28 protein-coding genes are annotated in these 25,122 nt (G+C 70.8%); 13 read left to right on the forward strand and 15 right to left on the reverse strand.

The genetic code is table 11. From position 1 onward, the window contains the following. Positions 1-6 precede the first annotated feature (6 nt). The 4 genes from CA984_RS04645 to dapA form a co-directional block, all read right to left on the reverse strand. Positions 7-777 carry a helix-turn-helix domain-containing protein gene (locus CA984_RS04645; protein ID WP_086568511.1) on the reverse strand — a complete coding sequence of 257 codons (771 nt, stop codon included), beginning with the start codon at positions 775-777 and terminating at the stop codon, positions 7-9. An 80-nt stretch (positions 778-857) separates the two neighbouring features. Beyond that, on the reverse strand, positions 858-3,374 hold the full coding sequence (locus CA984_RS04650) for a DNA translocase FtsK (protein WP_086568513.1): 2,517 nt from the start codon (positions 3,372-3,374) through the stop codon (positions 858-860). Between the two features lie 358 nt (positions 3,375-3,732). Continuing rightward, positions 3,733-5,418: a ribonuclease J gene (locus tag CA984_RS04655; RefSeq protein ID WP_086568515.1), complete on the reverse strand. Its 1,686-nt coding sequence runs from the start codon at positions 5,416-5,418 to the stop codon at positions 3,733-3,735. A gap of 164 nt (positions 5,419-5,582) precedes the next feature. Beyond that, positions 5,583-6,509, reverse strand: a complete 927-nt coding sequence (gene dapA, locus CA984_RS04660) for a 4-hydroxy-tetrahydrodipicolinate synthase (protein ID WP_086568517.1) — start codon at positions 6,507-6,509, stop codon at positions 5,583-5,585. 490 nt (positions 6,510-6,999) lie between these two features. On the opposite strand from dapA, the gene CA984_RS04665 reads away from it, so the two are divergent. Further along, positions 7,000-7,725 carry a GntR family transcriptional regulator gene (locus CA984_RS04665; protein ID WP_086568520.1) on the forward strand — a complete coding sequence of 242 codons (726 nt, stop codon included), beginning with the start codon at positions 7,000-7,002 and terminating at the stop codon, positions 7,723-7,725. 39 nt (positions 7,726-7,764) lie between these two features. Here the strand turns inward: CA984_RS04665 and CA984_RS04670 are convergent, their stop codons facing one another. After that, entirely contained in the window at positions 7,765-9,333 is a 1,569-nt protein-coding gene (locus tag CA984_RS04670) for an FAD-dependent monooxygenase (protein ID WP_086568522.1), read from the reverse strand. A 78-nt stretch (positions 9,334-9,411) separates the two neighbouring features. Here CA984_RS04670 and CA984_RS04675 point away from each other — a divergent pair, with 78 nt between their 5' ends. Then, entirely contained in the window at positions 9,412-10,041 is a 630-nt protein-coding gene (locus CA984_RS04675; protein WP_086568525.1) for a TetR/AcrR family transcriptional regulator, read from the forward strand. Between the two features lie 130 nt (positions 10,042-10,171). On the opposite strand, the gene CA984_RS04680 is transcribed toward CA984_RS04675, so the two are convergent. Next, complete coding sequence (locus CA984_RS04680; protein WP_086568527.1) at positions 10,172-10,606, reverse strand: hypothetical protein; 435 nt, start codon at positions 10,604-10,606, stop codon at positions 10,172-10,174. A 481-nt stretch (positions 10,607-11,087) separates the two neighbouring features. Here CA984_RS04680 and CA984_RS04685 point away from each other — a divergent pair, with 481 nt between their 5' ends. After that, positions 11,088-11,729 (forward strand): JAB domain-containing protein, encoded by a 642-nt coding sequence (locus CA984_RS04685; protein ID WP_242675730.1) that lies wholly within the window; start codon positions 11,088-11,090, stop codon positions 11,727-11,729. A gap of 452 nt (positions 11,730-12,181) precedes the next feature. Here the strand turns inward: CA984_RS04685 and CA984_RS04690 are convergent, their stop codons facing one another. Then, the gene (locus tag CA984_RS04690; RefSeq protein ID WP_242675731.1) at positions 12,182-12,427 is read right to left on the reverse strand and encodes a hypothetical protein; all 246 of its coding nucleotides are present in this window, start codon (positions 12,425-12,427) and stop codon (positions 12,182-12,184) included. A 184-nt stretch (positions 12,428-12,611) separates the two neighbouring features. Here CA984_RS04690 and CA984_RS04695 point away from each other — a divergent pair, with 184 nt between their 5' ends. Beyond that, entirely contained in the window at positions 12,612-13,097 is a 486-nt protein-coding gene (locus CA984_RS04695; protein WP_086568563.1) for a GntR family transcriptional regulator, read from the forward strand. 98 nt (positions 13,098-13,195) lie between these two features. Next, positions 13,196-13,780, forward strand: coding sequence for a GntR family transcriptional regulator (locus tag CA984_RS04700; RefSeq protein WP_086568534.1), 585 nt, complete (start codon positions 13,196-13,198; stop codon positions 13,778-13,780). A gap of 164 nt (positions 13,781-13,944) precedes the next feature. On the opposite strand, the gene CA984_RS49175 is transcribed toward CA984_RS04700, so the two are convergent. Continuing rightward, a complete protein-coding gene (locus tag CA984_RS49175) occupies positions 13,945-14,199 on the reverse strand; it encodes a hypothetical protein (RefSeq protein WP_086568536.1) in 255 nt (84 codons plus the stop codon). Between the two features lie 14 nt (positions 14,200-14,213). On the opposite strand from CA984_RS49175, the gene CA984_RS04710 reads away from it, so the two are divergent. The 3 genes from CA984_RS04710 (at position 14,214) to CA984_RS47025 (ending at position 15,187) form a co-directional block, all read left to right on the forward strand. Further along, the gene (locus tag CA984_RS04710) at positions 14,214-14,381 is read left to right on the forward strand and encodes a hypothetical protein (protein ID WP_242675732.1); all 168 of its coding nucleotides are present in this window, start codon (positions 14,214-14,216) and stop codon (positions 14,379-14,381) included. Between the two features lie 96 nt (positions 14,382-14,477). Then, positions 14,478-14,861, forward strand: a complete 384-nt coding sequence (locus CA984_RS47020; RefSeq protein ID WP_207620732.1) for a transglutaminase-like domain-containing protein — start codon at positions 14,478-14,480, stop codon at positions 14,859-14,861. Between the two features lie 11 nt (positions 14,862-14,872). Continuing rightward, the gene (locus CA984_RS47025) at positions 14,873-15,187 is read left to right on the forward strand and encodes a hypothetical protein (RefSeq protein WP_207620734.1); all 315 of its coding nucleotides are present in this window, start codon (positions 14,873-14,875) and stop codon (positions 15,185-15,187) included. Positions 15,188-15,198: 11 nt separating this feature from the next. On the opposite strand, the gene CA984_RS04720 is transcribed toward CA984_RS47025, so the two are convergent. The 4 genes from CA984_RS04720 to CA984_RS04735 form a co-directional block, all read right to left on the reverse strand. Further along, entirely contained in the window at positions 15,199-15,429 is a 231-nt protein-coding gene (locus CA984_RS04720) for a hypothetical protein (RefSeq protein WP_086568538.1), read from the reverse strand. Positions 15,430-15,527: 98 nt separating this feature from the next. Further along, a complete protein-coding gene (locus tag CA984_RS04725) occupies positions 15,528-16,130 on the reverse strand; it encodes a DUF1707 SHOCT-like domain-containing protein (RefSeq protein WP_086568541.1) in 603 nt (200 codons plus the stop codon). Positions 16,131-16,309: 179 nt separating this feature from the next. Further along, a complete protein-coding gene (locus CA984_RS04730) occupies positions 16,310-16,612 on the reverse strand; it encodes a putative quinol monooxygenase (protein WP_086568543.1) in 303 nt (100 codons plus the stop codon). Positions 16,613-16,736: 124 nt separating this feature from the next. Then, positions 16,737-17,213 carry a peroxiredoxin gene (locus tag CA984_RS04735; protein WP_031163057.1) on the reverse strand — a complete coding sequence of 159 codons (477 nt, stop codon included), beginning with the start codon at positions 17,211-17,213 and terminating at the stop codon, positions 16,737-16,739. Between the two features lie 357 nt (positions 17,214-17,570). Between CA984_RS04735 and CA984_RS04740 the strand changes: the two genes are divergently transcribed. Then, positions 17,571-18,401, forward strand: a complete 831-nt coding sequence (locus CA984_RS04740) for an SGNH/GDSL hydrolase family protein (protein WP_242675733.1) — start codon at positions 17,571-17,573, stop codon at positions 18,399-18,401. Between the two features lie 96 nt (positions 18,402-18,497). On the opposite strand, the gene CA984_RS04745 is transcribed toward CA984_RS04740, so the two are convergent. The 3 genes from CA984_RS04745 to CA984_RS04755 are packed head-to-tail and all read right to left on the reverse strand — an operon-like array spanning position 18,498 to position 21,326. Continuing rightward, entirely contained in the window at positions 18,498-19,265 is a 768-nt protein-coding gene (locus CA984_RS04745; RefSeq protein WP_086568546.1) for a YoaK family protein, read from the reverse strand. A 39-nt stretch (positions 19,266-19,304) separates the two neighbouring features. Next, positions 19,305-20,327: a hypothetical protein gene (locus CA984_RS04750; RefSeq protein WP_086568549.1), complete on the reverse strand. Its 1,023-nt coding sequence runs from the start codon at positions 20,325-20,327 to the stop codon at positions 19,305-19,307. A gap of 57 nt (positions 20,328-20,384) precedes the next feature. Then, positions 20,385-21,326: a DMT family transporter gene (locus CA984_RS04755; protein ID WP_086568551.1), complete on the reverse strand. Its 942-nt coding sequence runs from the start codon at positions 21,324-21,326 to the stop codon at positions 20,385-20,387. On the opposite strand from CA984_RS04755, the gene CA984_RS04760 reads away from it, so the two are divergent. From CA984_RS04760 to CA984_RS04775, 4 genes are all read left to right on the forward strand, one after another. Continuing rightward, positions 21,325-22,722 (forward strand): aminotransferase-like domain-containing protein, encoded by a 1,398-nt coding sequence (locus tag CA984_RS04760; protein WP_242675734.1) that lies wholly within the window; start codon positions 21,325-21,327, stop codon positions 22,720-22,722. The two genes, CA984_RS04755 and CA984_RS04760, sit on opposite strands and share 2 nt — an antisense overlap. Before the next feature lie 131 nt (positions 22,723-22,853). Continuing rightward, positions 22,854-23,408: a CGNR zinc finger domain-containing protein gene (locus tag CA984_RS04765; RefSeq protein WP_086568555.1), complete on the forward strand. Its 555-nt coding sequence runs from the start codon at positions 22,854-22,856 to the stop codon at positions 23,406-23,408. A 132-nt stretch (positions 23,409-23,540) separates the two neighbouring features. After that, positions 23,541-24,152 carry a GNAT family N-acetyltransferase gene (locus CA984_RS04770; protein ID WP_012888873.1) on the forward strand — a complete coding sequence of 204 codons (612 nt, stop codon included), beginning with the start codon at positions 23,541-23,543 and terminating at the stop codon, positions 24,150-24,152. Between the two features lie 88 nt (positions 24,153-24,240). Continuing rightward, positions 24,241-25,119 carry a 1,4-dihydroxy-2-naphthoate polyprenyltransferase gene (locus CA984_RS04775; protein WP_086568557.1) on the forward strand — a complete coding sequence of 293 codons (879 nt, stop codon included), beginning with the start codon at positions 24,241-24,243 and terminating at the stop codon, positions 25,117-25,119. Positions 25,120-25,122: the final 3 nt, after the last annotated feature.

The raw sequence follows: 25,122 nt of genomic DNA on the forward strand, positions 1-25,122 counted from the left end.
GCGGGACTAACCGGGCTGGGGCGCGGAGGCCCCGTAGGAGCGGTTGAGGACCTGTCCCGAGGGACCGGGGGTCCCGAGATTCTTGCCGTTCACCTGCAGCAGGAAGGCTCCCCCGTCGCCGAAGGTGACCTTCACCCCCTTCTTCGCCTTCCAGACGGAGGTTTTACCCGCCTCCAGCATGCCGGAGAAGAGTTTCCGGCCTCCCGTTTCCGTCACGTCGAGCCAGGACGAGCGCTTCGCCTTGACCTGGAAGACGACCAGGTCGCCCCGCTTGCCGGTCGCCGGCGCCGCCGCGTGGCGCGACGGGTTCGGCGTGACGGCCCGGCCGGTCGGCGAGGCCGCCGGCGGCGGCACGGCCGGCACCGAGGCCGGGCGGACGTCCGCCGTGGGCGTGTCCCCGCCGCCCATCATCTTCACCACGCCGAACACCACGACGATGGCCAGCGCGACCGCCATCGCGGTCGTCCAGTTGGGTGAACGGCTCTCCCGGATCTTGATCGGCGTGTCCGCCTGGAACACACTGGCCGCCCGCACAGGCAGCGGCACGCCCCCGTGCGACTCGTCGTACTTGTGCACCATGGTCTCCGGGTCCAGCCCGATGACCTTGGAGATGTTACGGATGTGTCCCCGCGCGTAGAAGTCTCCCCCGCACTGGGAGAAGTCATCCCGCTCGATCGCGTGGATCAGCGCCTCACGAACGCGCGTGCGCGCGCTCAACTGCCCGACGGTCAGACCCGCCGCCCGACGCGCCTCTGCCAGATCGCTGCCAATGCTCATAGCGCACGCCCCCAAGCCCCCGACGCTGCGTAGTGAACCCTATTCAACCAGTAATCGAACGGGGCTCGTGCGGTGGGGGGTCATTCTCCGCGCAGGTCAGCCAGCAGGCCCGCGAGTTCGTCCGGCTTGACGATCACCTCCCGGGCCTTCGACCCCTCGCTCGGCCCGACCACGTTCCTGCTCTCCAGCAGGTCCATCAGGCGGCCCGCCTTGGCGAAACCGACCCGCAGCTTGCGCTGGAGCATCGAGGTCGAGCCGAACTGGGTGGTCACGATCAGCTCGGCCGCCTGGATCAGCAGGTCGAGGTCGTCGCCGATGTCCTCGTCGATCTCCTTCTTGGCGGTCGCGGCGGCGGCCACGTCGTCGCGGTACTCGACCTGCATCTGGGTCTTGCAATGGGCGACGACCTCGTTGATCTCCTTCTCGGAGACGAAGGCGTTCTGCAGCCGCATGGGCTTGCTGGCGCCCATCGGCAGGAACAGCGCGTCACCCTGGCCGACCAGCTTCTCGGCGCCCGGCTGGTCCAGGATGACCCGGCTGTCGGCGAGGCTGGAGGTGGCGAACGCGAGGCGGGAGGGGACGTTGGCCTTGATCAGGCCGGTGACGACGTCCACCGAGGGTCGCTGGGTGGCGATCACCAGGTGGATGCCCGCCGCACGGGCGAGCTGGGTGATGCGGACGATGGAGTCCTCGACGTCGCGCGGGGCGACCATCATCAGGTCGGCGAGCTCGTCCACGATCACCAGCAGGTAGGGGTAGGGCTGGTAGACCCGCTCGCTGCCCGGCGGCGGCACGAGCTTGCCCGCCCGCACGGCCTTGTTGAAGTCGTCGACGTGCCGGAAACCGCTGGCGGCCAGGTCGTCGTAGCGGCGGTCCATCTCGCCCACCACCCACTCCAGCGCCTCGGCGGCCTTCTTGGGGTTGGTGATGATCGGCGTGATGAGGTGCGGGATGCCCTCGTAGACACTCAGCTCGACCCGTTTGGGGTCGACGAGCACCATGCGGACCTCGTCCGGGGTGGCGCGCATCAGGATCGAGGAGATGAGGCCGTTGACGCAGACCGACTTACCGGCGCCGGTGGCGCCCGCGATGAGCAGGTGCGGCATCTTGGCCAGATTGGCCACGATCGTGCGGCCCTCGACGTCCTTGCCGAGGCCGACGATCATCGGGTGCTGGTCGGCCTGGGCCACCTGGGAGCGGAGGATGTCGCCCAGCGACACGAGGTCCTTGTCGGTGTTCGGGATCTCCACGCCGATGGCCGACTTGCCGGGGATCGGGCTCAGGATCCGGACGTCGGCCGACTTGACCGCGTAGGCGATGTTCTTGGTGAGCGCGGTGACCTTCTCGACCTTGACGGCCGGGCCGAGCTCGATCTCGTAGCGCGTCACCGTCGGCCCGCGGGTGAACCCGATCACCTGGGCGTCGATGGCGAACTGCTCCAGCACGCTGGTCAGCGCGTTGACCACGACGGTGTTGGCCTTGGTCTGCGGCTTGGGCGCGCTGCCCGGGCGCAGGAGCTGCGAGTCCGGCAAGGTGTACGGCCCGGACTGCGAGGAGAGCACGAGCTGCTCCACCTTGCGCGGCGCCGGGGTCGGCTCGGGCGGCTCGGCCCTGGGGACCGCGGCCTCCTCCTCGTCCGCCAGACCCGGCACGATCTCCGGGGAGTGCTCGGGGCCCTGCTTGTTCTGCGACTCGGTGACGACCGGGGTGTCGTACGGCTTGATGTGGTCGCCGACCTCCGCCCCCTCCTCCGGCTTCTTGCGCGAGGGCCGCTTCCTGGGCTCGCGGGGCTTGGCCGGGAGGTCCCTGTTGAAGAGCATGTGCTTGATCTCGGCCAGCCGCTCCGGGATCCGGTGCACCGGCGTGGCGGTGATCACCAGGATGCCGAAGCCGGACAGGATCAGCAGCAGCGGGATGGTGACGAAGGCGGGCAGGATGCTCGCCGGAGGCGCCGAGACGACGAAGCCGATCATGCCGCCGGCAGCCGACACCTTGTCCATGCCGTCGGATCCGCCTCCGGACGGGTACGGCGTGTCGTGCACGACGTGCACGACGCCGAGGACGCCGACGGTGAGAGCCGACCACCCGATGATCATCCGGCCGGTGTCGGCGTTCTGGTCCGGGTGGCGCAGCAGCCGCCAGGCCAGCAGCGCCAGCAGGATCGGGATCAGCCAGGCCAGCGAGCCGAAGACGCCGTGCATGACGGCGTTGACCACCGTGGAGACCGTGCCCGTGCTCTCCCGCCAGGTCATCGCGGCCAGCACGATCGCCCCGGAGAACACCGCCAGGCCGAGCCCGTCGCGGCGGTGCACCGGATCCAGCTCCCGCGCATTCTGGCCGAGGGCCCGCGCCGCGCTGCCGATGCCGCCCGCGAGCAGCATCCAGATCCCCATGAACAATTTGCCGATCATGGTGAAGACCCAGCCGATCGGGTCCTGGTTCGGCGTGACGGGCCTGCGGGCCTGGGCCGTGGTCCTCGCCCGCGTGGCGGCCCCCCGCCTGGCGGGAGCCTTGCGGGGCGAGGAGGACCCGGACCGGCCAGAGGACCCCTTGGCGGGGGTCTTGCCTGAGGCGCCTTTAGACGTACGGGTGGCCATGCTAGTGAGGCTAACGAGACGGATGGTGGATCGCGCGGAGGCTCGCCGGGAGCGGTGCGAACCGTACCCGAACGCGTATGGCGGATCAATCATCGCCGCGCGACCGGCGCGCTGCGCCTGGGCGACCCCGTACGTCCTCCTCGCCCCCTGCACGCGGGATGGGCGCGTCGGGCTGGGTACGGCTGACGCGGATTCCCCCCTCGCCCCTGCCTGCGGGGTGGGCGCGCGGCAGGCCTCGCGCGGGCCGGGCGGGAGCTCGCCGGGCAGGCCGCGGCGGGCCGGCGAGGATCACCGGCCCGCCGGCGCCGGGAGGAGCAGGCCGTACGGCGGCCGGTGTGACCGCCGTACGGCGAGCAGGTCAGACCTCGATCACCACGGGGATGATCATCGGGCGGCGGCGGTAGGTGTCGCTCACCCAGCGCCCGACGGTCCTGCGGACCACCCGGCGGATCTGCTGGACGTCCATCATCCCGTCGGCCGTGTGCTCCTCCACGGCCTTCTCGATCTGCGGGATGACCTCCTCCAGGCGGTCGGGGTCGATGCCCGATCCCCTGGCGTGGATCTCCGGGCCGCCGGCGAGCTTGCCGTTGGCGGTGTCGACCACGATGACGACGGAGATGAAGCCCTCCTCGCCCAGGATCCGCCGGTCCTTCAGCGCGTAGTCGGTGACGTCGCCCACCGAGGTGCCGTCCACGTAGACGTAGCCGGCGGAGACCGCGCCCACGATCTTCGCGCGGCCGTCGAGCAGGTCGACCACGACGCCGTCCTCGGCGATCACGATGTGGTCGTCGGGCACCCCGGACAGCGCGGCGATCTTGGCGTGCGCCCGCATGTGCCGCCACTCGCCGTGCACCGGCATGAAGTTGGACGGCCTGGTCACGTTGAGCAGGTAGAGCAGCTCGCCCGCGGCGGCGTGCCCGGAGACGTGCACCTTCGCGTTGCCCTTGTGCACCACGCGGGCGCCCCACCGGGCCAGCCCGTTGATCACCTTGTTGACCGAGGTCTCGTTGCCGGGCACCAGCGAGGAGGCCAGCAGCACGGTGTCGCCCTCGGCGACCCTGATCGGGTGGTCGCGGTTGGCCATGCGCGACAGCGCGGCCATCGGCTCCCCCTGGGAGCCGGTGCAGATCAGCACCACGTCCTCCGGCGGCCAGGTCTCGATCTCCTTGGAGTCGACGATCAGGCCCGGCGGCACCTTGAGGTAGCCGAGATCACGGGCGATGCCCATGTTGCGCACCATGGAGCGGCCGACCAGCGCGACCTTGCGGCCGTGCTTGTGCGCGGCGTCCATGACCTGCTGGACGCGGTGGACGTGGGAGGCGAAGCTCGCCACGATCACGCGTTTCTGGGCGGTGCGGACCACCTCGTCGATGACCGGCGCGATCTCCCGCTCGCTGGTGACGAAGCCCGGCACCTCCGCGTTCGTCGAGTCGGACATCAGCAGGTCGACGCCCTCGGCGCCGAGCCTGGCGAAGCCGCCCAGGTCGGTCAGCCGCCCGTCGCTGGGCAGCTGGTCCATCCGGAAGTCACCGGTGTGCAGCACGATGCCCGCGGGGGTCCTGACCGCGACGGCCAGCGCGTCCGGGATCGAGTGGTTGACCGCGAAGAACTCGCACTCGAACGGCCCGAACCGGTGCCGCTCCCCCTCGACGACCTCGAGCTTGGACGGTTGGATGCGGTGCTCGGTGAGCTTCGCCTCGATCAGCGCCAGCGTCAGCTTCGATCCCACGACCGGGATGTCGCGGCGCTCCCGCAGCAGGTACGGCACGGCGCCGATGTGGTCCTCGTGCCCATGGGTCAGCACCACGGCCTCGACGTCGTCCAGGCGGTCCCGGATGTATTCGAAGTCGGGCAGGATCAGGTCGATGCCCGGCTGGTCGGGCTCGGGGAACAGCACCCCGCAGTCGATGATCAGCAGGCGGCCGTCGTACTCGAACACCGCCATGTTGCGGCCGATCTCACCGAGACCGCCCAGCGCGACGATGCGCAGCGCGCCTTCGGGCAGCAGCGGCGGCGGCCCGAGTTCGGGATGGGGGTGACTCATGCGGTCACACCTCTCTTACAGGTCTCACAAGCGTGGGCTGGTCCCCCGGTCGGCAGGACTGCTCCCTCGCCGAGCACTCCGGTCTTCAGCGGACCGTTGTTTCCTCTGTTGTTCAAACTCCCGTTCCTCCCCACTGCGACCGATGCCGGTCGCGACGTTCCTACTCATGAAACAACCCCGTCGGACAGCTTCACGCCGCCCGCGATCAAGTCTTCTCTCAGCCGCGCGACCTGCTCTTCGGTGGCCTCCACCAGTGGCAGTCGCGCCGGTCCCACGGATCGCCCCACCAGGGTCAGCGCCGCCTTCGCCATGATCACACCGCCGGCCTGCGTCATGATCCCGGAGATCACCGGGAGCAGCCTGCGGTGGACGGCGAGCGCGCCCGAGACGTCGCCCGAGCGGTACAGCCCTATCATCGCGGCGATCTCCGCGCCGACGACGTGCCCGACGACGCTGACGCACCCGGCGGCGCCGACCGACAGCCACGGCAGGTTGAGCGTGTCGTCACCGGAGTAGAACGCCAGGTCGGTGGCCGCCATGATCTGCGACCCGGCGAACAGGTCGGCCTTGGCGTCCTTCACCGCGACGATCCGCTCGTGACGGGCGAGCCGTACAAGGGTGGCGGTCTGGATCGGCACGCCGCTGCGGCCGGGAATGTCGTAGAGCATGACCGGCAGGCCGGTGGCGTCGGCGACGGTGGTGAAGTGGCGGTAGAGCCCCTCCTGCGGCGGCTTGCTGTAGTACGGCGTCACCAGCAGGAGGCCGTGGGCACCCGCGCGCTCGGCGCCGCGGGCCAGCCCGACACTGTGGTGGGTGTCGTTGCTGCCCGCTCCGGCCACGACGGCGGCGCGATCGCCGACCGCCTCGACGACGGCGCGCAGGAGGCGTTCCTTCTCGTCGTCGGAGGTGGTCGGGGACTCACCCGTCGTGCCGCTCACGACGAGGCCGTCGTTGCGCTGCTCGTCCACCAGGTAGGTGGCAAGGCGCTGCGCCCCCTCGTAGTCGACCGCGCCGTCATCGGTGAACGGCGTGACCATGGCGGTCAGCATGCGGCCGAAGGGTGCGTCGGAGGTTCCAGTTGGCGCTGCCATAGACCGAACGGTACCCGGATCCACCCAAACGGTGGACCCCGCCACCCCGCCTAGCCTCAGTGCACCTTCGGACCGAAGGGTGAAAACCCTCCCGAGACACCTCGTCACATGCCGTAAAGGCGGATACGCCGCGTCGTCCGGCGGCGTCGGGCCGCCTCCGGGCGGGTACGGCCGCCACCCGGGCGACAGAGACCACCAAATGTTCCATATGTGAGCAAAAAAGAAGTAAGAGGATTTATGTCCATTTTTAACATGATCATCATTTCCCGGACATGAAAGAAGCCGCCGATATGTGCTCGGGGGTACACACATCGGCGGCCTCTACCGTTGAATCGCGGGCGCTTACGCGGGCGTTACACGGTCTCTGAGATATTTTCAGCCGCTTTTCAGAGCACCCCAAAGTTGGAGCTCCAAATTGCCGCCATTACCCTGAGTTGCCCATCGAATACGACAGGATGGGACGACGCCTGTCGAACCCAGGGATGGACACGTGGCAACCTCCGATCCTGTCTACCTGCGCGTCGTCGCCGATATCCGCCGGCAGATCGTCGACGGCTCCCTTCCCCCCGGCGCGCCGATCCCCTCCCGCGCCCAGCTCACCCGCAAGTACGGCGTGGGCGAGACGGCCGCCCGCCACGCGCTGCGCGTGCTCGCGGCCGAGGGCCTGATCGTCGGCCGCGTCGGCTCGGGCCACTACGTCCGCGACCGCCCGGTGCTGCTCCCCCTGCACCGCTGGCGCTTCCACGACCACCACGCCCCCTTCGGAGCCGACATCCAGTCGCAGGGCGCCCGCGCCACCTGGGACTGGCGGGCCGAGCCCGCCGAGGCCACCCCGGACATCGCCCAGCGCCTGCGCCTGGACGACTCCGCCCCGGTGACCCGCACCCACTACGTCTTCCGGGGCGACGGCAGGCCGGTCCAGCTCGCCACCTCCTACGAGCCCGCCGAGTTCAGCGAGCCTCCCGCCGAGGAGAGCTCCCGCGGTCTGGTAGCCCGGCTGTCCGCCCTCGGCGTCAAGGTCACCGAGATAGTGGAGCAGGTCTACACCCGCGTCCCCCAGCCCGCCGAGAGCGACACCCTCGCCCTCCCCGCGGGCGTCCACGTCCTGCACGTGGAGCGCACCCACTGGGCCGGCGACCGCCCGGTCGAGACCAGCGACATCGTCATCCCCGGCGACCGCTTCCGCCTGGTCTACGCCCACTCCCTACAGCCCTGAGCGGCCCGGACCGGCTTCTTCGCAGGATCCGGGAGACGCTCAGGCCGACGCCCGCGCCGCTCCCGCACCGGCGCCCGCCACGGCGGGCGCGCCGAGCCATGCGGACAGGGCCGCCTCCAGCGCGCCGAAGTCCACCTGGCCGGTGTCGGCGGCCCAGGCGACGACGCCGTCGGGCCGCACGAGCAGTCCCGCCAGCCCGGCCCGGCCGGGGAGGTCCTCGGCGACCACCCTCAGCCGGTCGTCGTAGCCGGATGCCGGGCCCCGCAGCTCTCCGGCCGGGTCCAGCAACAGCGCCCCGCCCCCGTGCAGGTGGTCGGCGAGCCTGGACCCGTCGGCCAGTTCGAGATCCGGCGCGCTGCCGCCGACCAGCGGGTGGCCGCCGGGAAGGTCGTAGCGCTGCCAGACCCCGGAGATCTTCTTGACGAAGTGGGTGGTCCCGGCGACGGTCTCCGTCAGCTGGGTCACCACCTCGCGCAGCGCTCTGGCGTGGGGGTCGGGGCGCATCAGCGCGATCTGGGCGCGCGTCCAGTCCAGCACCCAGGCGCCGATTGGGTGGCGTTCGGCGGTGTAGGTGTCCAGTAGCCCTTCCGGCGCCCACCCCCGCACGGTGGCGGCGAGCTTCCAGCCGAGGTTCACCGCGTCCCCGAGGCCGAGGTTCAGGCCCTGGCCGCCGAAGGGCGAGTGGACGTGGGCGGCGTCGCCGGCCAGCAGCACCCGTCCGAGCCGGTAGGTGGTCGCCTGGCGGGCGTTGTCGGTGAACCGGGTCGCGGTCTTGACGCCGGTCACGACGACGTCGGCCCCGCTGACGTTCCTGATCGACGCCTGCAGTTCATCGGCGGTGACGGGGGTGTCCCGGCCGGCGGGGGCCCCGCCGAACTCCACGGTGAGGATGCGGCCGGGCATCGGGCCGTGCGCGTAGACGCCGGTGGGGGTGGCGTGCCAGCCCGCCCCCAGCGCCTCGGCGCCCTCCATCTCCACCATGGCCTGATGGGCGGTGATCTCCGGGCCGGTGCCGGGGAAGTCGAAGCCGGCGAGCTTGCGGACCATGCTCCTGCCCCCGTCGCAGCCGACCAGCCAGCGCCCTCGGACCGGCCCCCTGCCCGTCGCGACGGTCACCCCGTCGTCGTCGGCCTCGAAACCGGTCAGCTCCACGCCCCGGCGTACCTCGGCTCCCAGATCGGCGGCGCGTTCGGCGAGGAGGACCTCAAGCTGCTGCTGACCGACCATGCCGACCAGATCGGCGGGGCCGTGTCCGTTCAGGTCGGGGTCGGACGGGTCGAGCCGGTCGGCACTGAGCGTGATCCCCGCGAAGTGACCGGCGAACCTCGGCGGCGCCTTGGCGGGCTTGCCCTCGGGGAGCCGCTGCCGCATGAACGCGGCGAACCGCTCCAGGTTCTCCTCCTGGGCCTTCTGAAGGCCGGGCAGCAGGCCGCGCCGGTAGAGCGCCTCCACGCTGGGCGTGTTCAGCGACCCGGCCTTGATGGTGGGGTCCACCTCGGTCAGCCGTTCCAGCACCACCACCGAGGCGCCACCGAGCCGCAGCTCGCAGGCCAGCATCAACCCCACGGGACCGCCCCCGGCCACGACCACGTCGACGTCGTACGACATGCCACACCTCCTGGCGAAATATCTACCGTCGCTAAAAACTTACTTCAACTATAAATTTTTATCAACTATAGTAATTTTGTGAGCAACGAGCCTGGACTCCGCGAGCGGAAGAAGCTGCAGACCCGCAAACTGATCTCGGATGTGGCCTCAGGCCTCTTCATGAGGTATGGGTTCGACAACGTCACGGTGGCCGAGGTGGCCGAGGCGGCCGGCGTCTCGACGAAGACGGTCTTCAACTACTTCCCCCGGAAGGAGGACCTCTTCCTCGACCGGTTCCCCGAGGCCGCCGAGCTGATCACCCGGGCGGTCCGGGAGCGCCCCGAGGGCGAGGAGCCGCCGGCCGCGCTGCGCCGTCTGCTGCTGGACCTCCTGGAGCGGCGTCACCCCCTCGGGGGGGTCGGTGACGGCTACCAGTTCTTCTGGCAGGTCATCCTGGACTCCCCGTCGCTGCAGGCACGGGCCAGGGAGCTGGTGGACGGGCTGGAGAACCTGCTCGGCGTGCTGTTCGCCGAGGCCTCGGGGGCCGGCCCCGGCGATCCGTGGCCCCGGGTGACGGCGGGGCTGGCCGTCTCGGCCTACCGCACGACCTACATCATCACCGCCCGCCGGATCCTCGCCGGCGAACGCTTCGATGACGTCATAGACGACCACATCGCCCTGCTGAACCGTTCCTTCGACGCCCTGGACCGGGCACTGGCCTCCGGCTGAGGCCTCCCCGGCTCCGGCTCCGGCCCCGGCAGCCGCGTCGGCGAGGACGGTCACCGGCGGACCGCTCCGTGACCCACCGGAGCCTCGGGGCCATCGGGCCTGCCCAGGGGCTCACGGAGGAAGGTCCGGATCAGACGTGGGTGACCAGGAGGGTCACGCCCGCCTCGCCGCCGCAGTCGACGAAAACGGGACCGACGCCGTTGCCGATCTCGCGGGAGAGGGTCGCCTTCGCCACGAATCCGTCCGGGTTGTCGTCGATGATGCGGATGTTCTTCAGCACCGGCCTGCCGCTGAACCCGCTGAACACGGCGTTGAGCTTCTTACCTCCGCCGCAGTGGCCGGTGATCGTCACCTCTTCACCTCGCCTGGCGGTGGGGTTGGGGCTGACCTGGACGACCGCCCTGGCGCCCTTCGGCGGCCGCGGCGCAGCCACCTCGGTTGTGGTCGTGCCGGTCACACCGGTCGTGCCGGCCTTGTCACCGGCGAACGCACCGCCGGCGCCCAGCCCGAGCACCCCGGCGGTCAAGCTCGCCCCGAGGATCACGGCGATCGTCTTCTTGCGCATGGCGACTCCTTCGCGGAGGGCTTCTCAGCCCGTGCTACGTGGTGATCCCTTGTCGTGCCGGATCTGCCTGGTAGGTAGCCGACGGGATCGCCACGGGTTCTCGCCAGCCTAGATTGTGATGTGCATCACAATCAGACGCGGTCCGGTGGTGACCGCGACGGCCGAGGCAAGCGTCGAGACCGTGTCGCCCGCCCGCGCACGGCGGGCGGGCGAACGGCGGACGGGAACACGGCCGACGCACGAACGACGGGCGAACGGCGGACGGCGGACGGCGGACGGGAATGACGGGCGGGCAGGAACGAGGCCCCCACCTACGGACCCCGTCCGAGGACGTCCGGCCGTCCTGGACGTGAACGGTGACATCCTTCACCAGCGGATCGCCGCCCGGGGGCATCCGGGCGCCCGAGGCCGGACTGTCGGTGCGCCCTGGTAGAACCGACCTGGTTTCCCGAGCCGGAGGTGCCGATTGCGCGTCAAGGACATGCCACCCAACGACCAGCCGCGCGAGCGGCTCCTGTCGAATGGCGCGACCGCCCTGGCAGACCGGGAGCTGCTCGCCCTGCTGATCGGCTCGGGAAGCCGGGGCACCAACGCGGTCGAGCTCGCCTCCCATCTGATCGCCCACTGCGGCGACCTGCGCGGGCTGGCCCGCTCCGACGCCCACCGCCTGATGTCGGTCCCCGGCATCGGCCCGGCCAAGGCCGCCCGGGTCATCGCCGCCTTCCACCTCGTACGGCAGGCACAGTCGGAGCCGGAGCGCCGCCGGATCACCTGCTCGGGAGACCTCGCCGCCGTCGCCTCCCCGCTCCTGCGCGGCCTCAGCCACGAACGCGTGGTCGTGGTGGTCTGCGACCCGGCCGGCGCGGTGACCCGCAAGACGATCGTCAGCGAGGGCGGCAGCGACCACGCCCCGGCCCCGGTCCGCGAGATCATCACCACCGTCCTCACCTCCGGCGGCTCCTCGTTCGGCCTGGCCCACAACCATCCCAGCGGCTCCCTCGACCCCAGTCCGGCCGACCTGGAGGTAACCGCCCGTCTCAGCGAGGCCGCCGAGACCGTCGGCCTCCGCCTCCTCGACCACGTGATCGTCACCGACACCGCCTGGCGCCGCATCGCCGCCTGAGGCGGCCTCCACCTGACGGCACTCCCGCCTGACAGTGGCTCGCCCAGTTGCAAGTCGTTTGACCGTGGCTCGCTCGACAGTGACTCCCCGCGCGGCGGCTCGCCCGGCTGCAAGTCGTTTGACCGTGGCTCTCTTGACGGTGCCTCGCCTGGCAGCGGCTCCCTCGACGGGACTCTCTTGCCGGTGGTCCCGCGCCACCCGGTTGGCGCGGGACCACCGTCGGCTCCCGGCGGGCGGATTCATGGGATGGCCCGCCGGGAGCGAGACCCGGCGGGCGGTGGGGAAGAGATGCCCGCCGGGAGCTTGGATGGTGGTCCAGCATCCGCCCTTCAACGGATGCGGGACCACCGCCCTGCCTCCCCGACCGTCATGGCCCATCGGAGAGGCAGGGAGCTATGGGATGCCCGGACGGAGGGGCACTCGCCCCGCCACCGAACGTGCTTGCCGGGTGGTCAACGCGCGCTGCCGATCAGCAGGCGGAGCCACAACGCCTCCACCTCCTTGGAGAGCACCCAAGGCGCCTCGTGCACGGTCACCACTCCTCTCAGCCGGTGCGTCCGCCGTACGAACATCAACCCACCCGCCCGGCACAGCTCGTAGAAGGTCGCCCGGCAGTCACAGGTGTGCTCCTTCACCCTCACCCGATCGGCCCTCGGCACCTCCGGCCGCCAGTCGATCACCTCATGCGTCGCCTGCAACGGCGCAAGATGGTGCCCGTGATGCCGCTCCCCCCACGCCACGACCACCGTTCACCCCTCACTTCTGGCCGATCACTCAAGGATCATAGTTCACCTTAATTCCAATGGTCTAGTACACGTATTCATTAGTCGATCAGACGTCTGGTTTCTGGCTAGACGTACCTTTTGGTCTATCATGCAGAGCATGCTTGACCGTGAGGGCCCAGTACCGGTGTACAAGCAGGTCGCCGAGATGATTCGCACGCGCATCGCGGCCGGTGATCTCGGACCCGGCGAAGCCGTGCCCAGCGAGGCCGAGCTTGAGGTCGAGTACGGCATCGCCAAGACGACGGCACGCCGGGTCGCCCGCGAACTCCGCGAGCAGGGACTCGCCTACACGATCCAGGGAGAGGGCACCTTCGTCGGCGAGCCGGGAACTCCGAGGCCGGCCGATCAGATTCCGGTGTACCAGCAGATCGCGGCAGGGATTCAAAGCCGGATCGAGGCGGGTGAACTGCTGCCGAACCGGCGCATCCCCAGCGAGAAAGAGCTGATGCGCAAGCACGGCGTCGCGAAAGCCACGGTGCGCCAGGCGATGGCCTTCCTGCGCGATCAGGGATGGGTGTTCACCGTGGAGTATCGCGGCACGTACGTGTCACCCGCCGAGAGCTGGCCCCGACCGACAAAATAACCAAGATGCCCGCAAAGCAGTCACCATAGGTCTACCACCCATATCAATTGGTGCGGTTCACCACTCCATTTCCCCGACCGCCCCACTACCGTGTGGCTGTGCTGGATCACGAGGGCGACACCCATCTGTACGTTCAGATAGCCGACGCCATTCGGCGGCGCATCTTGGCAGGTCGGCTCGCTCCCGGCGACGCCGTACCGAGTGAGACCGAGCTGCGAAGCGAGTTCGGCGTCGCCAGGACGACTGCCCGGCGAGCGATCAGAGTGCTCCGGGACGAGGGTCTCATCCATACGGCACAGGGCGAGGGCACGTTCGTCGGCCCGGCCGGTAAGACCCGGCGTGAACCGCAGAGGACAGCGCTCTACCAGGTGATCGCCAAGGACCTGGTCCGCCGCATCAGACACGGTGATCTCAAACCCCGACGCCCCATACCGAGCGAGAGCACTTTGATGCAGCAGCACGGTGTCGCCCGGGAGACGGTGCGTCGCGCGGTCGGCCTTCTCCGGGAACAGGGATGGGTCTACACGGTGCCCCATCGCGGCACGTACGTGTCACAGCCCGAGAAGTGGCCCGACTCCGCGAAACTCCCCCCTCCCGCGACCGAGGCGGAGCGAGAGCGGACGCTCGCCGGCACCGAGTGCATCGGGCCCATCCTCGACGGACTCTGGGCCGAAGGGCGCTGAAGAGACGAGCTCGGCTTCATACCCATGGGAATCCATCCCGCATCCGGAGACAGAGCAGCTTCTGCCGCTCTTCACCGGAGCCGCCGAAGCCTTGCATGTCGCATGCGGGTGAGAGTGAGCCACCGGGTCCCGGCTGCCATCACGGAGATCGGCGAGCACAAGCGCTATCCGTCCCCGGGATCGGACTGGACGCCGAATGCCACCGAGGCGAGATCCTTGCCATCCACCTCCACGGTGGATCCGTTCCCCGGCGACATCGCGACCACCGCGCCCTTCAGCGCGGCGACCTGGTGCCGCAACCGGGACGGCAGCACCTGCTCGATCCTGGTCAGAGCGCGCAGCGAAGCCTCTTCGGCCCCTGCCACCTGGCCCGCCGCCGTGGTGTTCGGAGGCGTGGGGCCGGCGTCCCGTGCCCTCACCGGTTCCGACGGGCGTGGCGAACTTCCTCGGCGACCGGGCGATCCGCGGGCTGGCGGAGCTGTCGAACACGATCACCCACTGGTCGCGGTTCCCCCGCGGCGGGCACTTCGCGTCGCTCCAGGCTCCGGATCTGCTGATCTCGGACATCCGGCGGTTCTTCCGTACGGTGCGCCCGCGGTAGCCGGCCGGTCGGGCATGCCCGACCCGGGCACCGGCACGCGCGGCGGGCGTCACCGGGTGCATCATGGACCGAAGACACGATCATGAAATGGAGCCGATGCCCTCACCATCACGGCGCCGTCGCGCCGCAGCTGCCCGCCGGGCGACGGCCGGAGGCGGGCTGGCGGCCACGCCCATCCTCGACTGGGAGCATCCCCGGGTCCTGGAGTTGGCGGCCGGAGTCCAGGACCCGGGCGCCGGGACGGGCCGGGATCTGCTGATCACGGCCCACCGGCTCATCGCCGCACGGGTGCGCCCGGTGTACGCCATGAACGAAGGGCAGCCTGTCTCCAGGACGCTCGCCCTGGGGCGTGGGTCGTGCAGCCAGCGGCTGGCGCTCCTGGAGGCCGTGGCGCGGGCCTGTGGGATCGCCAGCCGGGTCAGAGGACTGCTGGTGGAGGGACGCTTCTGGTATCCGCGCTTCCCCGGCTGCGGGCGCTGATCCCCCGCCAGGTGGTGCTCGCCTGGCCGGAGTTCCTTCTCGACGGCCGGTGGACGGCCGTCTCGGAGCTCTACGGCGACCTGGGCACCCTGCGGGCGGGAGGCCGGTTCACCAACACCGACGGCGAGACGCTCTTCGACGCGGTCGCCCGCACCGCCGTGGACTGGGACGGTGTCACCTGCACGGCGTGCGACCTGTCGGGCCACGTACTGGCCGATCTAGGCTATTTCGACTCCCGCGACGAGCTGTTCAGGGTGGATGGTCAGACCCTGTGCCTGCCGGTCCGCGTCATCGCGGACCCCGTCATGAGCCGCTGGACGGCTTGAGCACGGAGCCGCTATCCGGCGTCCGGATCGGACTGGACGCCGAAGGTCACCGAGGCGAGGTCCTCGCCGTCCATCTTCCGGTGTTCAGGCGCAGCGGCCGGGGTGAGCGAGCAGACGTCGACGGCGAAGCCGGAGTGGATGCCGAGGCTCCTGTCCAGCCCGTCGAGCTCCGGGGCGGCCGGGTTGACCACGAGCCGGCCACTGAACCGTAGCGGTCGCTCCTCCTCGGCGGCGGGCACCATGACCGGCTCTCCGAACTCGTCGGCCGGGCGTGAAGGTGCGATCCGTCCGTGCCTCGTCCCGCGGCACGCGGAGAAGGCCCGCGTCGGCGGGCCGCTCGCTACCTGCTCTTCTTCTTGCGGGCCTTGCGCTTGACCTCGACCCCGCCCCAGAAGGCGAACCCCGTCACCACGATCCGGGGCGCGCCCGGCCGGCCGACCCCGCTCGCCTCATGGCCGAACCCGCCCATGAAGCCGAGCCCGGTCACGAACACCTCGGCGTCGTCGGGCACGACGACCTCGACACCCCCCATGACGGCGAACGCCCGGATCTTCATCTCCCGCCCGGTGAACACCGCCTCACGGAGGTCGATCTTGCCGCCGCCCCAGAAGGCCAGGGCGGTGAAGTTCCGGGGGGCCCGCCAGCGGCCGGCGCGCTTGAAGCCACTCATGATCCCGACGGCGACGCCGCTGGTCGGCGCGTCCGGGTCATAATCGATGGAGCTCGGCGTGGCCGTCGAGCGGGAGATGTCCGGCAGGTCGCCGGTGAGCAGTTCCAGGTCGGCGTAGGTCTTGGCGGTGTAGACCGCCGCCAGCCTTTCCTCGAACTCGTCCATGGTCAGCCGGCCGTCGCCGACCGCGTTGCGGAGAATTGCGGAAGTCTGGTCGCGGTCGCGGTCAGCGGCTCGTATTTCCCGCGGATCCCGGTCTGGAAGGCTCGCCATGCCTTGGAGACTAAAGGGTCGATCGCCGGGACAGGCCCTCAGGTGCCGACCTGACGGGGCTTTCGTCGGATGCAGGGCGCGGATTCCCGAAGGGCCGCGCCGATCCCGGCGGGCGGGTCCTCGCCGGGGGAGCGGCCGCCCCGGCCGGGTCGGACGGGTCCCGCGGTTCCGCCGCCACGCTAGTCCGGCAGCTTGGCGGCGATGACCTGGATCTTGATGATGTTCGGAGGCTTCTCGAAGAGATCGGGGGCCCGCTCCGTCAGGGCCTTGGCGATCTCACCCTGCAGGTGGGCCTCGCGGCCCGGCTCGTCGGGGAAGAAGTCGACGATGGCGTAGAGCGAAGAGCTCATGCGGATCGCGAACCAGGCGGTGGTCGCGGGCTCCGCCTCGGCGAGCGGGAGCGCTTCCCTGAGGAAGCTCTCCACCTCGGCCTCCTTGCCGAGCTTGGCTTCGAGCGGAATGAGAAATCCCAGGGTGACCATGCGGGCTCCTGCCGGTTCCGGAGAGTTTCGCTGTCTCACCTCAGCGTCTCCGTCACAAGGCCACGATTACACCGCGGGTCGTCCCGGGACCTCTACGCGAAAAGACGCCACTCCCCCTGTCCGGTCACGCTCCGGTCCGCGACCGCAAGACTTCCAGGGCCCGATCGGCGTGGGCCTGCATGCTCGTCTCGCTGTGGATCACCTCCAGGAGGCGGCGGTCCACGTCGACGACGAAGGTCATCCGGCGCGTGAGGAAGGGCCCCACCGCGATGTTGCGCCGGGCGCCGAGCTGCCGGGCGACGGCGCCGTCCGGATCCGACAGCAGGGGGAAGCCCAGGTCGTAGGTGTCGGCGAACCGCCGCTGGCGGTCGACCGCGTCGCGGCTGATCCCGACCCGGGTCGCCCCCACGGCGGCGAACTCGGCCGCCAGGTCCCGGAAGTGGCAGCTCTCCGCCGTGCACCCCGACGTCATGGCGGCCGGGTAGAAGAACAGCACCACCGGCCCCGCCGCCACGAGGTCACTGAGCCGCCGTGACGTCCCGGTCTCGTCGAGAAGCTCGAAATCCTCGACCACGTCTCCCACCGCGAGACTTCCACCCACGACATGTCCTCCCTGTGCCACCGAACGGCTCCCGCCTCCGTACTTCGTGACCGGCGGGACCGGAGGCTGGTGCTCCGGCCCCCCATTGTGGGTCGAGTCATCACTTGAGGGACACCTCCCGGGCGGTCCCGTCGCGGAAACGGCGGTCCCGCCGTGAAACCGGGCACGACGCCTACGGACCGGTTCCACAGGGGGGCACCGCGCGGGCCGGAGCGCGTCACGGGGACCGGGGAGCGGGCACCGGCCGGGCCGACCGGGACGGCGGTGGGCTCCGCCCGCGCGCCCAGGCGACGCCACACAGGGTGACGAATACATTGCTTATCGTTACGTTCAGTCGCATCAGCCACAGGAGAAACCGTGCGCCACCAGCTTCTCGCAGCCCTCGTCACCGTCCCGCTGATCACCTTCGGCACCGGCACCGGTGCCGTCCCGGCCACCGCCCGGCCCGCCGCGACGCAGGTGAACTACGCGGCCTTGGGCGACTCCTTCTCCTCCGGTTCCGGCGCCGGGGACTACGACCCCGACAGCGGGCTGTGCCGGCGCAGCGCCAACTCCCACCCGATCCTGTGGGCCCGCGCCAACCGTCCCGACGGTTTCAGGTACGAGGCGTGCGGCGGGGCGGTGACCGACGATGTGGTGGCGCGGCAGGTCCCCGACGCCCTGGACGGCGACACCACCCTGGTCACCGTCACGATCGGCGGCAACGACGCCGGTTTCGAGGCGGCCGTCGTCAACTGCGTCGTGGTCGGCAGCGAGGCCGAGGACTGCAACCGCGTCCTCGACGAGGCCGGGCGGTTCGTCGACCAGAGGCTGCCCGGCAAGCTCGCCTGGACCTACGGCGCCATCCGTGACGCCGCCCCGGCGGCGGAGGTCCTGGTCTCCGGCTACCCGCACCTGTTCGAGCCGGGCCACCCGTTCGGCTGCGGCGTCGCCGAATGGAGGCGCGACCGCATGAACCTGCTCGCCGACCACATCAACACGGTCATCCGGGAGCAGGCCGAGAACGCCGGTTTCCGCTACGTGGACGTGCGCGACGCCTTCGCCGGGCACGGGGTGTGCGCTCCCGGCGGGATCCAGCGGGAATGGATCACCCGCATCATGCCGACGAACACCTGGCAGTCCTACCACCCGAACCGGCGCGGGCAGTCCTCGGGCTACCTGCCGGCTCTCAGCGCCGCCATCGGCTGACCGGGCCACCTCCCGGCTCCCGGCACCACCGCCGGCTGACCGGCCGCCCACCGGTTCTCGGCACCGCCGCAGGCCTCCCCGCGGCCGGGACCCGGATCAGCCAGCCGTACCGGTGGGCGGGCGCCGTGCCCTCCGCGGGCGCAGGCGGGTCACGACGGTGACGGGCGCGAAGATCGTGAACAGCAGCGGCACCGCGCCCGCCCAGAGCGGTGCGAGGTGCACCACCAGCGACGCGCAGAGCGCGCCGGCGGCGAGAGCCAGGACGATGACCGCGCGGCGGAGGGCGTCGGCGGTCCTGCGCGACGCCAGCGACTGCAGCAGCGAGGTGAGGGTGCCGGTGACGAAGGTGGTCGTGATGCCGGCGACGTTGACGCGCCGGGCCGCCGCGGCCTGCAGGCCCATGGCGCAGGACGCCACGGCGATCAGCAGGAGCGTCGAGGAGTGCCCGGGTTCGGCGTCGCAGAGTATCCAGCCGATGAGGAACACGACGTGGAGGGCGAGGCAGATCCAGAGCAGGCGGGTGACGGCCAGGGGCCACGACTCGTTCCCCCGGCCGCGGTCGGGCACCTTGAAGCCGATGAAGACCCCGATGGAGAAGATCACGCATGCGAGGCCGGAACGTATCACCCGGATCTGCCAGTTCTCCCCGCCGACGAGTGCGACGAGGATCAGGTTGCCGGTCATGTTGGCGGTGAAGACGCCTCCGAGCGCCAGGAACGCGACCCCGTCCATCGCGCCCGCCCCCAGGGTCAGGAAGACCAGGACGACGTAGCTCCACCGTCGCGGGTCGCCTCCCGCCGGTGAGGCTGCGGAGGCGGCCCCGCGCGCGGGTGGCGGCGGCGGTTCCGCGTCGGAGTGGGTCATGGAGCCGGCCCGGGGCGCTTCCCTGTCGTCCCGCCGGGGTCAGAACACCGGGATGATGTCTTCGGGGTCGAGGAAGTCAACCTCGACGCCTTCGATGTCGAGTTCGGGGATGGCCGGGAACTCGATCCCCCAGCGCTCCACGATGGCGCGGATCCGGGCCATGGCGACCCGCCAGTTCTCCGCCTGCTCCTCGTAGGAGAGCACGCCGAGCCCGGCGTCGCGGGCGTGGTCCATCAGGACGCGGTGGTTGTGCAGGAAGTAGGGGGGCAGTTCCCAGAAGCCGCCCGGCGGCTCCCAGAGGATCATGGAGAGGAAGACGAACCCGGCGCGGAGCTGGCGGGTGATCAGCGAGCGGGTGTCGTCGGTGAGGCCGGGCCACTCGTTCTCCAGGATGGTCATGCAGATCTGGAGATGGCGCGACTCGTCGCGGCCGATGCGGTGGAACATCTCGCTGAACACCGGGTGCTCGGTGCCGGTGGCCATGCCGCGGAACAGGGTGGAGGCGGCCATCTCGCCCATCATGAAGCTGGTGAACAGCACCGGCAGGCTGTATTTGCCGACGGCGCCGCTGTAGCCCGTCCAGTAGCGGCCGCCGTTGTGGTAGAGCCAGCCGATGTTGTTGTGGGCCGCCCTCTCCAGGTCGGTGGCGGGGACCCAGTCGAGCGGCCCGCCCGGCCAGAGCCGGGCGATGGTCCGCTGGCAGCACTCCTCGTGGTTCATCTCGTCACGCGTGATCGAGAAGAAGCACTTGCGGACCGGGTCCTCCTCGTGCTTCTCGAACGCCTGGATGGTGGCGCGGGCGAAGACGGCCGGGCCCGAGGCGTCGAAGTTGGCCAGCACGGAGAACCAGTACATGATCCCGAGCCGCTGTTCGACGGTGAAGTCGCCGGGGTCGAGGCCGTCCCAGGGCAGGTCGGCCGGGTTCCAGACCGTGCGCTTGGACTTCTCGTAGATGGCCGCCAGCTTGCCTGTCTCGACCCGCCACTCCATCGGATAGATGTTCGGCTGAGGGATCTCCGGAGCGGGCCAGAAGCCGCCTTCGGGAATCGACAGGTCCGCCATGATCCACCCCTTTTGTGACAGATACAGCTCATATCCTGCGCTCGGATGTCACATCTTTCAAGAGCGTGCCCGCTGGCTCATGGCGACACACACCAGTACGGCGAGCGCCGCCGCGACGGTCACCGCGCCGAACCGCTCGTCGAGGAGGAGCCAGGCCCACAGCAGCGTCAGCAGCGGCTGGGCGAGCTGGGTCTGCCCGGCGCGCGCGATCCCGCCCGCGGCCAGTCCCGCGTACCAGGGGATGAAACCGAGGAACATGGAGATCAGCCCCGCGTAGGCGAACCCGGCCAGCGACGTCGCGGTGGGCCGCACGTCCGTGGTCAGCGCCAGGGCGACCGTCGCGGGGACGGTGAGCGGGACGGCGACGACCAGGGCGTAGGAGATCACCCTCCAGCCGGGCGTCTCGCGGGCCAGGCGGCCGCCCTCGGTGTAGCCGGCCGCGGCCGACAGCAGCGCCCCCACGAGGAGCAGGTCGGCTCCGGTGGCGTGGCCGCCGTCCCGGCTGAGGGTGAAGGCCGTGATCGAGACGGCTCCGAGGGCGCAGGCCGCCCAGAACACCGGCTTCGGCCGCTCCCCTCCGCGCAGGACGGCGCAGGCGGCGGTGGCGGCGGGAAGGAGCCCGATGACCACCGCGGCGTGGGAGGCGCCGGCCCCGGCGTCGAGCGCCAGCCCGCTGAAGACGGGGAAGCCGAAGACCACCCCGGCCACGATGACGAGATAGGACCGGAGGTGGGATCTGGGCGGCAGCAACGGCCCCCTGGCCGCCACCAGGAAGACCAGCGCCGGGACCGCCGCGATCACGGCTCGCCCGATCGCCACGAGGTAGGGGTCGAACCCCTCCATCGCGAAGACCGTCGCCGGGAACGACCCGGAGAACGACAGCACCCCGAGACCGGCCAGCAGGGTCCCCCGCCACGCCGTACCGGAGGACGCCGCGCTCCCGGCGGGCGTGCCGACCGCTACTCGACCTGAGACGATAGCGCTATCCTTATCATTCATGAATGACGATAGCAGTATCGTCCGTCTGGCTACCGTGATCCGTGAGGAGACGGCGCGGCTGCGCCCCGGGGACAGGCTGCCATCAAGCCGGGAGCTGGTGCGGCTCCACGGCGTGAGCCCGGTGACCGTGTCGCGGGCACTTGCCCGGCTTGCCGCGGAAGGTCGAGTGATCACCAGGCCGGGCAGCGGGACCTACGTGGCCCCCGCGGTCACCCGGGTCGGCGGCGCGGCGGACCTGTCCTGGCAGACGGTCGCGCTCGGCGACCGGGTGGTGGACGACGCGGAGGTGAGCGGCCTGCTCACTCCCCCGCCGGACGACGTCATCCCGCTCACCGGCGGCTACCTCAACCCGGCCCTGCGCCCCGCGAAGGCCCTGTCAGCCGCCGCCACCCGCGCGCTCCGCCGCCCGGACGTCTGGGCGCTGCCGCCGCTGAGCGGCGTTCCGGAGCTGCGCGGCTGGTTCGCGCAGGAGGCGGGGGGCGACGTCACCTCCTCGGACGCCCTCGTGGTCAGCGGCGGGCAGTCCGCCCTCACCCACGCCTTCCGCGCCCTCACCGCCCCGGGCACCCCGATCCTCGTCGAGACGCCGACCTATCCGGGCGCGCTCGCCGCCGCACGGGCCGCCGGACTCCGCCCGACGGCCGTACCCATGGATCGCGACGGGGTGCGACCTGAGCTCCTCGCGGAGGCCTTCGCCGTCACGGGCGCGCGGGTCTTCTTCTGCCAGCCGACCCTGCACAACCCCACCGGCGCGACCCTGTCCCTCGAACGGCGCGGGCAGGTGCTCGCGATCGCCCGGGCGGCCGGGGCGTTCGTCGTCGAGGACGACTACGCCAGGTATTTCGCGACGGAGCCGGTCCCGCCGTCGATGATCTCACTGGACGCCCACGGCACGGTCGTGCACGTCAACTCCCTCACCAAGGTCCTGTCGCCCAGCATGCGGGTCGCCGGAGTCGTCGCCCGCGGCCCGGCCGCGCGGCGGCTCAGAGCCAGCCAGGTCGTGGAGTCGTTCTTCGTCGCCAGGCCGCTGCAGGAGACGGCGCTGGAGTTCGTCGGCTCGCCCGCCTGGCCGCGCCACCTGGCCGGGCTGGGCGCCGAGCTGGCGGCCCGCAGGAACGCGCTCGCCACCGCGCTGACCGCCTGGATGCCCGCCGCCGGGATCCACCTCCTCCCACGGGGCGGCCTGCACCTGTGGGTACGGCTCCCGCCCGACCGGGACGAGGAGACCGTGGTGGAGGCGGCCCGGCGGGCGGGCGTCATGGTGAGCCAGGGACGCATCTACTACCCGGCCGAGCCGCCGGGCCCCCAGCTCCGGCTGACCCACTCGGCGGCTCTCCGCCTGCCGGAGCTGGCCGAGGGCGTCCGGCGGCTGGCGACGGCACTGGACGCCGCCTGACCCCGGAAGGCGAGACACGCCCGGTACCACATGTCCCCTTCCAGATCAACACCATTGAAAATCCTTTGGCGGTGTCGCAACGAATACAACCCCCTAATGGCATACAGTGGTTGTGAAGAGGTGATCTAACCATGGACAACCCCGCCGACCTGGTGTGCGACTTCGTCAACAGCTACGACGTCGAGAGCGGGACCGACGACCTCCCCACTCCCGCCGCGCTGGCCGCGTGGCTCGCCAGGCGGGAGCTGATCGGCCCCGGAGACACCGCCGGCGACGACGACCTCGCCCTGGCCGTCGATCTCCGCGAGGCCCTCCGCGCGGCGCTCCGGGCCAACCACGACGGCCGCACCCGCGACCGCGACGACCGCGAGCCCGGACCGCCCCGCCTGTTCACCGGACTCCCCCTGCGGGTCGCCCTGACCGCCGGGGGCCCCGTCCTCGAACCGGTCGCGGCCGGCGTGCCCGGCGGGCTGGCCAGGATCACGGCGGCGGTGATGGGCGCGTACGCCGACGGGATGTGGCCGAGGCTGAAGGTGTGCACCGAGAGCACCTGTCAGTGGGCGTTCGTCGACTCGTCCAAGAACCGCTCGCGCTCCTGGTGTTCCATGAGAGTCTGCGGCAACCGCACCAAGACTCGGGCATATCGGGCTCGCCGTCAGACGGAGACAGCTCCGCGTCATCTCTGAGTCGGATTCCCCGATACGGTGTAGGAGCCTGTCTCGGGGATCCACCCGCCTGATGCCCGCTCGCGTGGCACGAGACCCACGAGACAGCGCTTCCTGAGGCGACGGCAGACGGCAGAGAAGGAGCGGGCCGAGATGGCAGACGTAGGCGTGCGGGCGGCTCGGCACGATGATGTCGCCGCGGTGACGAGCACCCAGATCCGCGCCTGGAAATACGGTTACCGGGATTTCCTTCCCGAGGGACCGCTGGAGCAGATGACCGGTCCCGCCGCCGAGGAGATGTGGCGGCGCCAGTGGGACGAGGCGATCATCACTCCGCCGTCCTCGCGGCACCGGGTGCTGGTGGCGGTGGAACAGGTCGTCCTCGACACCGACGCGTTCCCCGCTCTCGGTCCCGGCGGCATCGAGGCCGCCGCGGCGATGCGCGGCGCCGAGCGCGTGGTGGGCCTCGCCTCGCACGCCCCGGCGGAGGATCCCGACCTGGACCCGACCACCACCGCCGAGATGCTCACCTTCCTGGTGGATCCCGACCACGTCCGGCGCGGGCACGGCAGCCGCCTGCTCAACGCGACGGTCGACTACCTCCGTGACGACGGCTACCACACCATCGTGACGTGGGTGTTCGCCGACAACCACGGTCCGCTCGGATTCCTGGAATCGGCCGGTTGGGGCGAAGACGGAGCTGAGCGGGTCCTGAACATGGGCCGGCCGGTGCGGATGGTCCGGCTGGCCACCGACATCAGCTAGCCAGAGCCGCGGACACCGGCCGGGACCACCGCCATCGGCCGGCTCCCGGTCCCGCGGCAGCAAACGTCCGAGAGGAACCCGCAACACCATGGCCACCCCGAGCCAGTGGATCGCCGGAGCCCGTCCGCGCACCCTTCCCGCCGCCGTCGTCCCCGTCGCCGTCGGCACCGGTGTCGCGATCGGGTACGGCGGAGCGGTCTGGTGGCGGGCCCTGCTCGCCCTGTTCGTAGCACTCGCGCTGCAGGTGGGCGTGAACTACGCCAACGACTACAGCGACGGCGTGCGCGGCACCGACGACGAGCGGGTCGGCCCGATGCGCCTGGTCGGTTCGGGGGCGGCGTCGCCTCGCGAGGTCCTCGCCGCGGCGCTGGGCTGCTTCCTGGCCGCCGCGGCGGCGGGGCTGGTCCTGGTCGTCGCCACCGGCGCGTGGTGGCTGCTGCTGGTCGGCGCGGTGTCGATCGCGGCCGCCTGGTTCTACACCGGCGGCTCCAGGCCCTACGGCTACCGCGCGCTCGGTGAGATCTCGGTGTTCGTGTTCTTCGGCCTGGTCGCGGTGGCGGGCACCACGTTCGTGCAGCTCGAATGGCTGCCCTGGACGGCCCTGGCGGCCTCGGTCCCGGTGGGCCTGCTGGCCTGCGCGATGCTGGTGGTCAACAACCTGCGTGACATCGTCACCGACCGCCCGGCCGGCAAGCGCACCATGGCCGTGGTGCTCGGCGACACCCGGACCCGCACCCTCTACACCCTCTGCCTGGCGCTCCCCCTGGTCATCGCGGTGGCCCTGACGCCGTGGCAGCCGTTCGCGGCGCTGGCCGTGCTCGCCACGCCGCTCGCGATCGGACCGGTGAAGGCCGTCAGGCAGGGCGCCACCGGCCCCGCCCTGATCGCCACGCTCCAGCAGACCGGCCGCTTCCAGCTCGTCTACGGCCTGCTGTTCACCGTCGGCCTGGCGCTGCACGCCCTGTAGCCC

The organism is Streptosporangium minutum, assembly GCF_002149035.1.
GTDB classification, from domain to species: Bacteria; Actinomycetota; Actinomycetes; order Streptosporangiales; family Streptosporangiaceae; genus Streptosporangium; species Streptosporangium minutum.

Excerpts from the sequence above, each read along its gene's own strand:
- CA984_RS04645 (WP_086568511.1), bottom strand. The coding sequence starts at position 777 with ATGAGCATTGGCAGCGATCTGGCAGAGGCGCGTCGGGCGGCGGGTCTG.
- CA984_RS04650 (WP_086568513.1), bottom strand. The coding sequence starts at position 3,374 with ATGGCCACCCGTACGTCTAAAGGCGCCTCAGGCAAGACCCCCGCCAAG.
- CA984_RS04655 (WP_086568515.1), bottom strand. The coding sequence starts at position 5,418 with ATGAGTCACCCCCATCCCGAACTCGGGCCGCCGCCGCTGCTGCCCGAA.
- dapA (WP_086568517.1), bottom strand. The coding sequence starts at position 6,509 with ATGGCAGCGCCAACTGGAACCTCCGACGCACCCTTCGGCCGCATGCTG.
- CA984_RS04670 (WP_086568522.1), bottom strand. The coding sequence starts at position 9,333 with ATGTCGTACGACGTCGACGTGGTCGTGGCCGGGGGCGGTCCCGTGGGG.
- CA984_RS04680 (WP_086568527.1), bottom strand. The coding sequence starts at position 10,606 with ATGCGCAAGAAGACGATCGCCGTGATCCTCGGGGCGAGCTTGACCGCC.
- CA984_RS04685 (WP_242675730.1), top strand. The coding sequence starts at position 11,088 with ATGCCACCCAACGACCAGCCGCGCGAGCGGCTCCTGTCGAATGGCGCG.
- CA984_RS04695 (WP_086568563.1), top strand. The coding sequence starts at position 12,612 with ATGCTTGACCGTGAGGGCCCAGTACCGGTGTACAAGCAGGTCGCCGAG.
- CA984_RS47020 (WP_207620732.1), top strand. The coding sequence starts at position 14,478 with ATGCCCTCACCATCACGGCGCCGTCGCGCCGCAGCTGCCCGCCGGGCG.
- CA984_RS04720 (WP_086568538.1), bottom strand. The coding sequence starts at position 15,429 with ATGGTGCCCGCCGCCGAGGAGGAGCGACCGCTACGGTTCAGTGGCCGG.
- CA984_RS04725 (WP_086568541.1), bottom strand. The coding sequence starts at position 16,130 with ATGGCGAGCCTTCCAGACCGGGATCCGCGGGAAATACGAGCCGCTGAC.
- CA984_RS04730 (WP_086568543.1), bottom strand. The coding sequence starts at position 16,612 with ATGGTCACCCTGGGATTTCTCATTCCGCTCGAAGCCAAGCTCGGCAAG.
- CA984_RS04745 (WP_086568546.1), bottom strand. The coding sequence starts at position 19,265 with ATGACCCACTCCGACGCGGAACCGCCGCCGCCACCCGCGCGCGGGGCC.
- CA984_RS04750 (WP_086568549.1), bottom strand. The coding sequence starts at position 20,327 with ATGGCGGACCTGTCGATTCCCGAAGGCGGCTTCTGGCCCGCTCCGGAG.
- CA984_RS04760 (WP_242675734.1), top strand. The coding sequence starts at position 21,325 with ATGAATGACGATAGCAGTATCGTCCGTCTGGCTACCGTGATCCGTGAG.
- CA984_RS04755 (WP_086568551.1), bottom strand. The coding sequence starts at position 21,326 with ATGAATGATAAGGATAGCGCTATCGTCTCAGGTCGAGTAGCGGTCGGC.
- CA984_RS04765 (WP_086568555.1), top strand. The coding sequence starts at position 22,854 with ATGGACAACCCCGCCGACCTGGTGTGCGACTTCGTCAACAGCTACGAC.
- CA984_RS04770 (WP_012888873.1), top strand. The coding sequence starts at position 23,541 with ATGGCAGACGTAGGCGTGCGGGCGGCTCGGCACGATGATGTCGCCGCG.
- CA984_RS04775 (WP_086568557.1), top strand. The coding sequence starts at position 24,241 with ATGGCCACCCCGAGCCAGTGGATCGCCGGAGCCCGTCCGCGCACCCTT.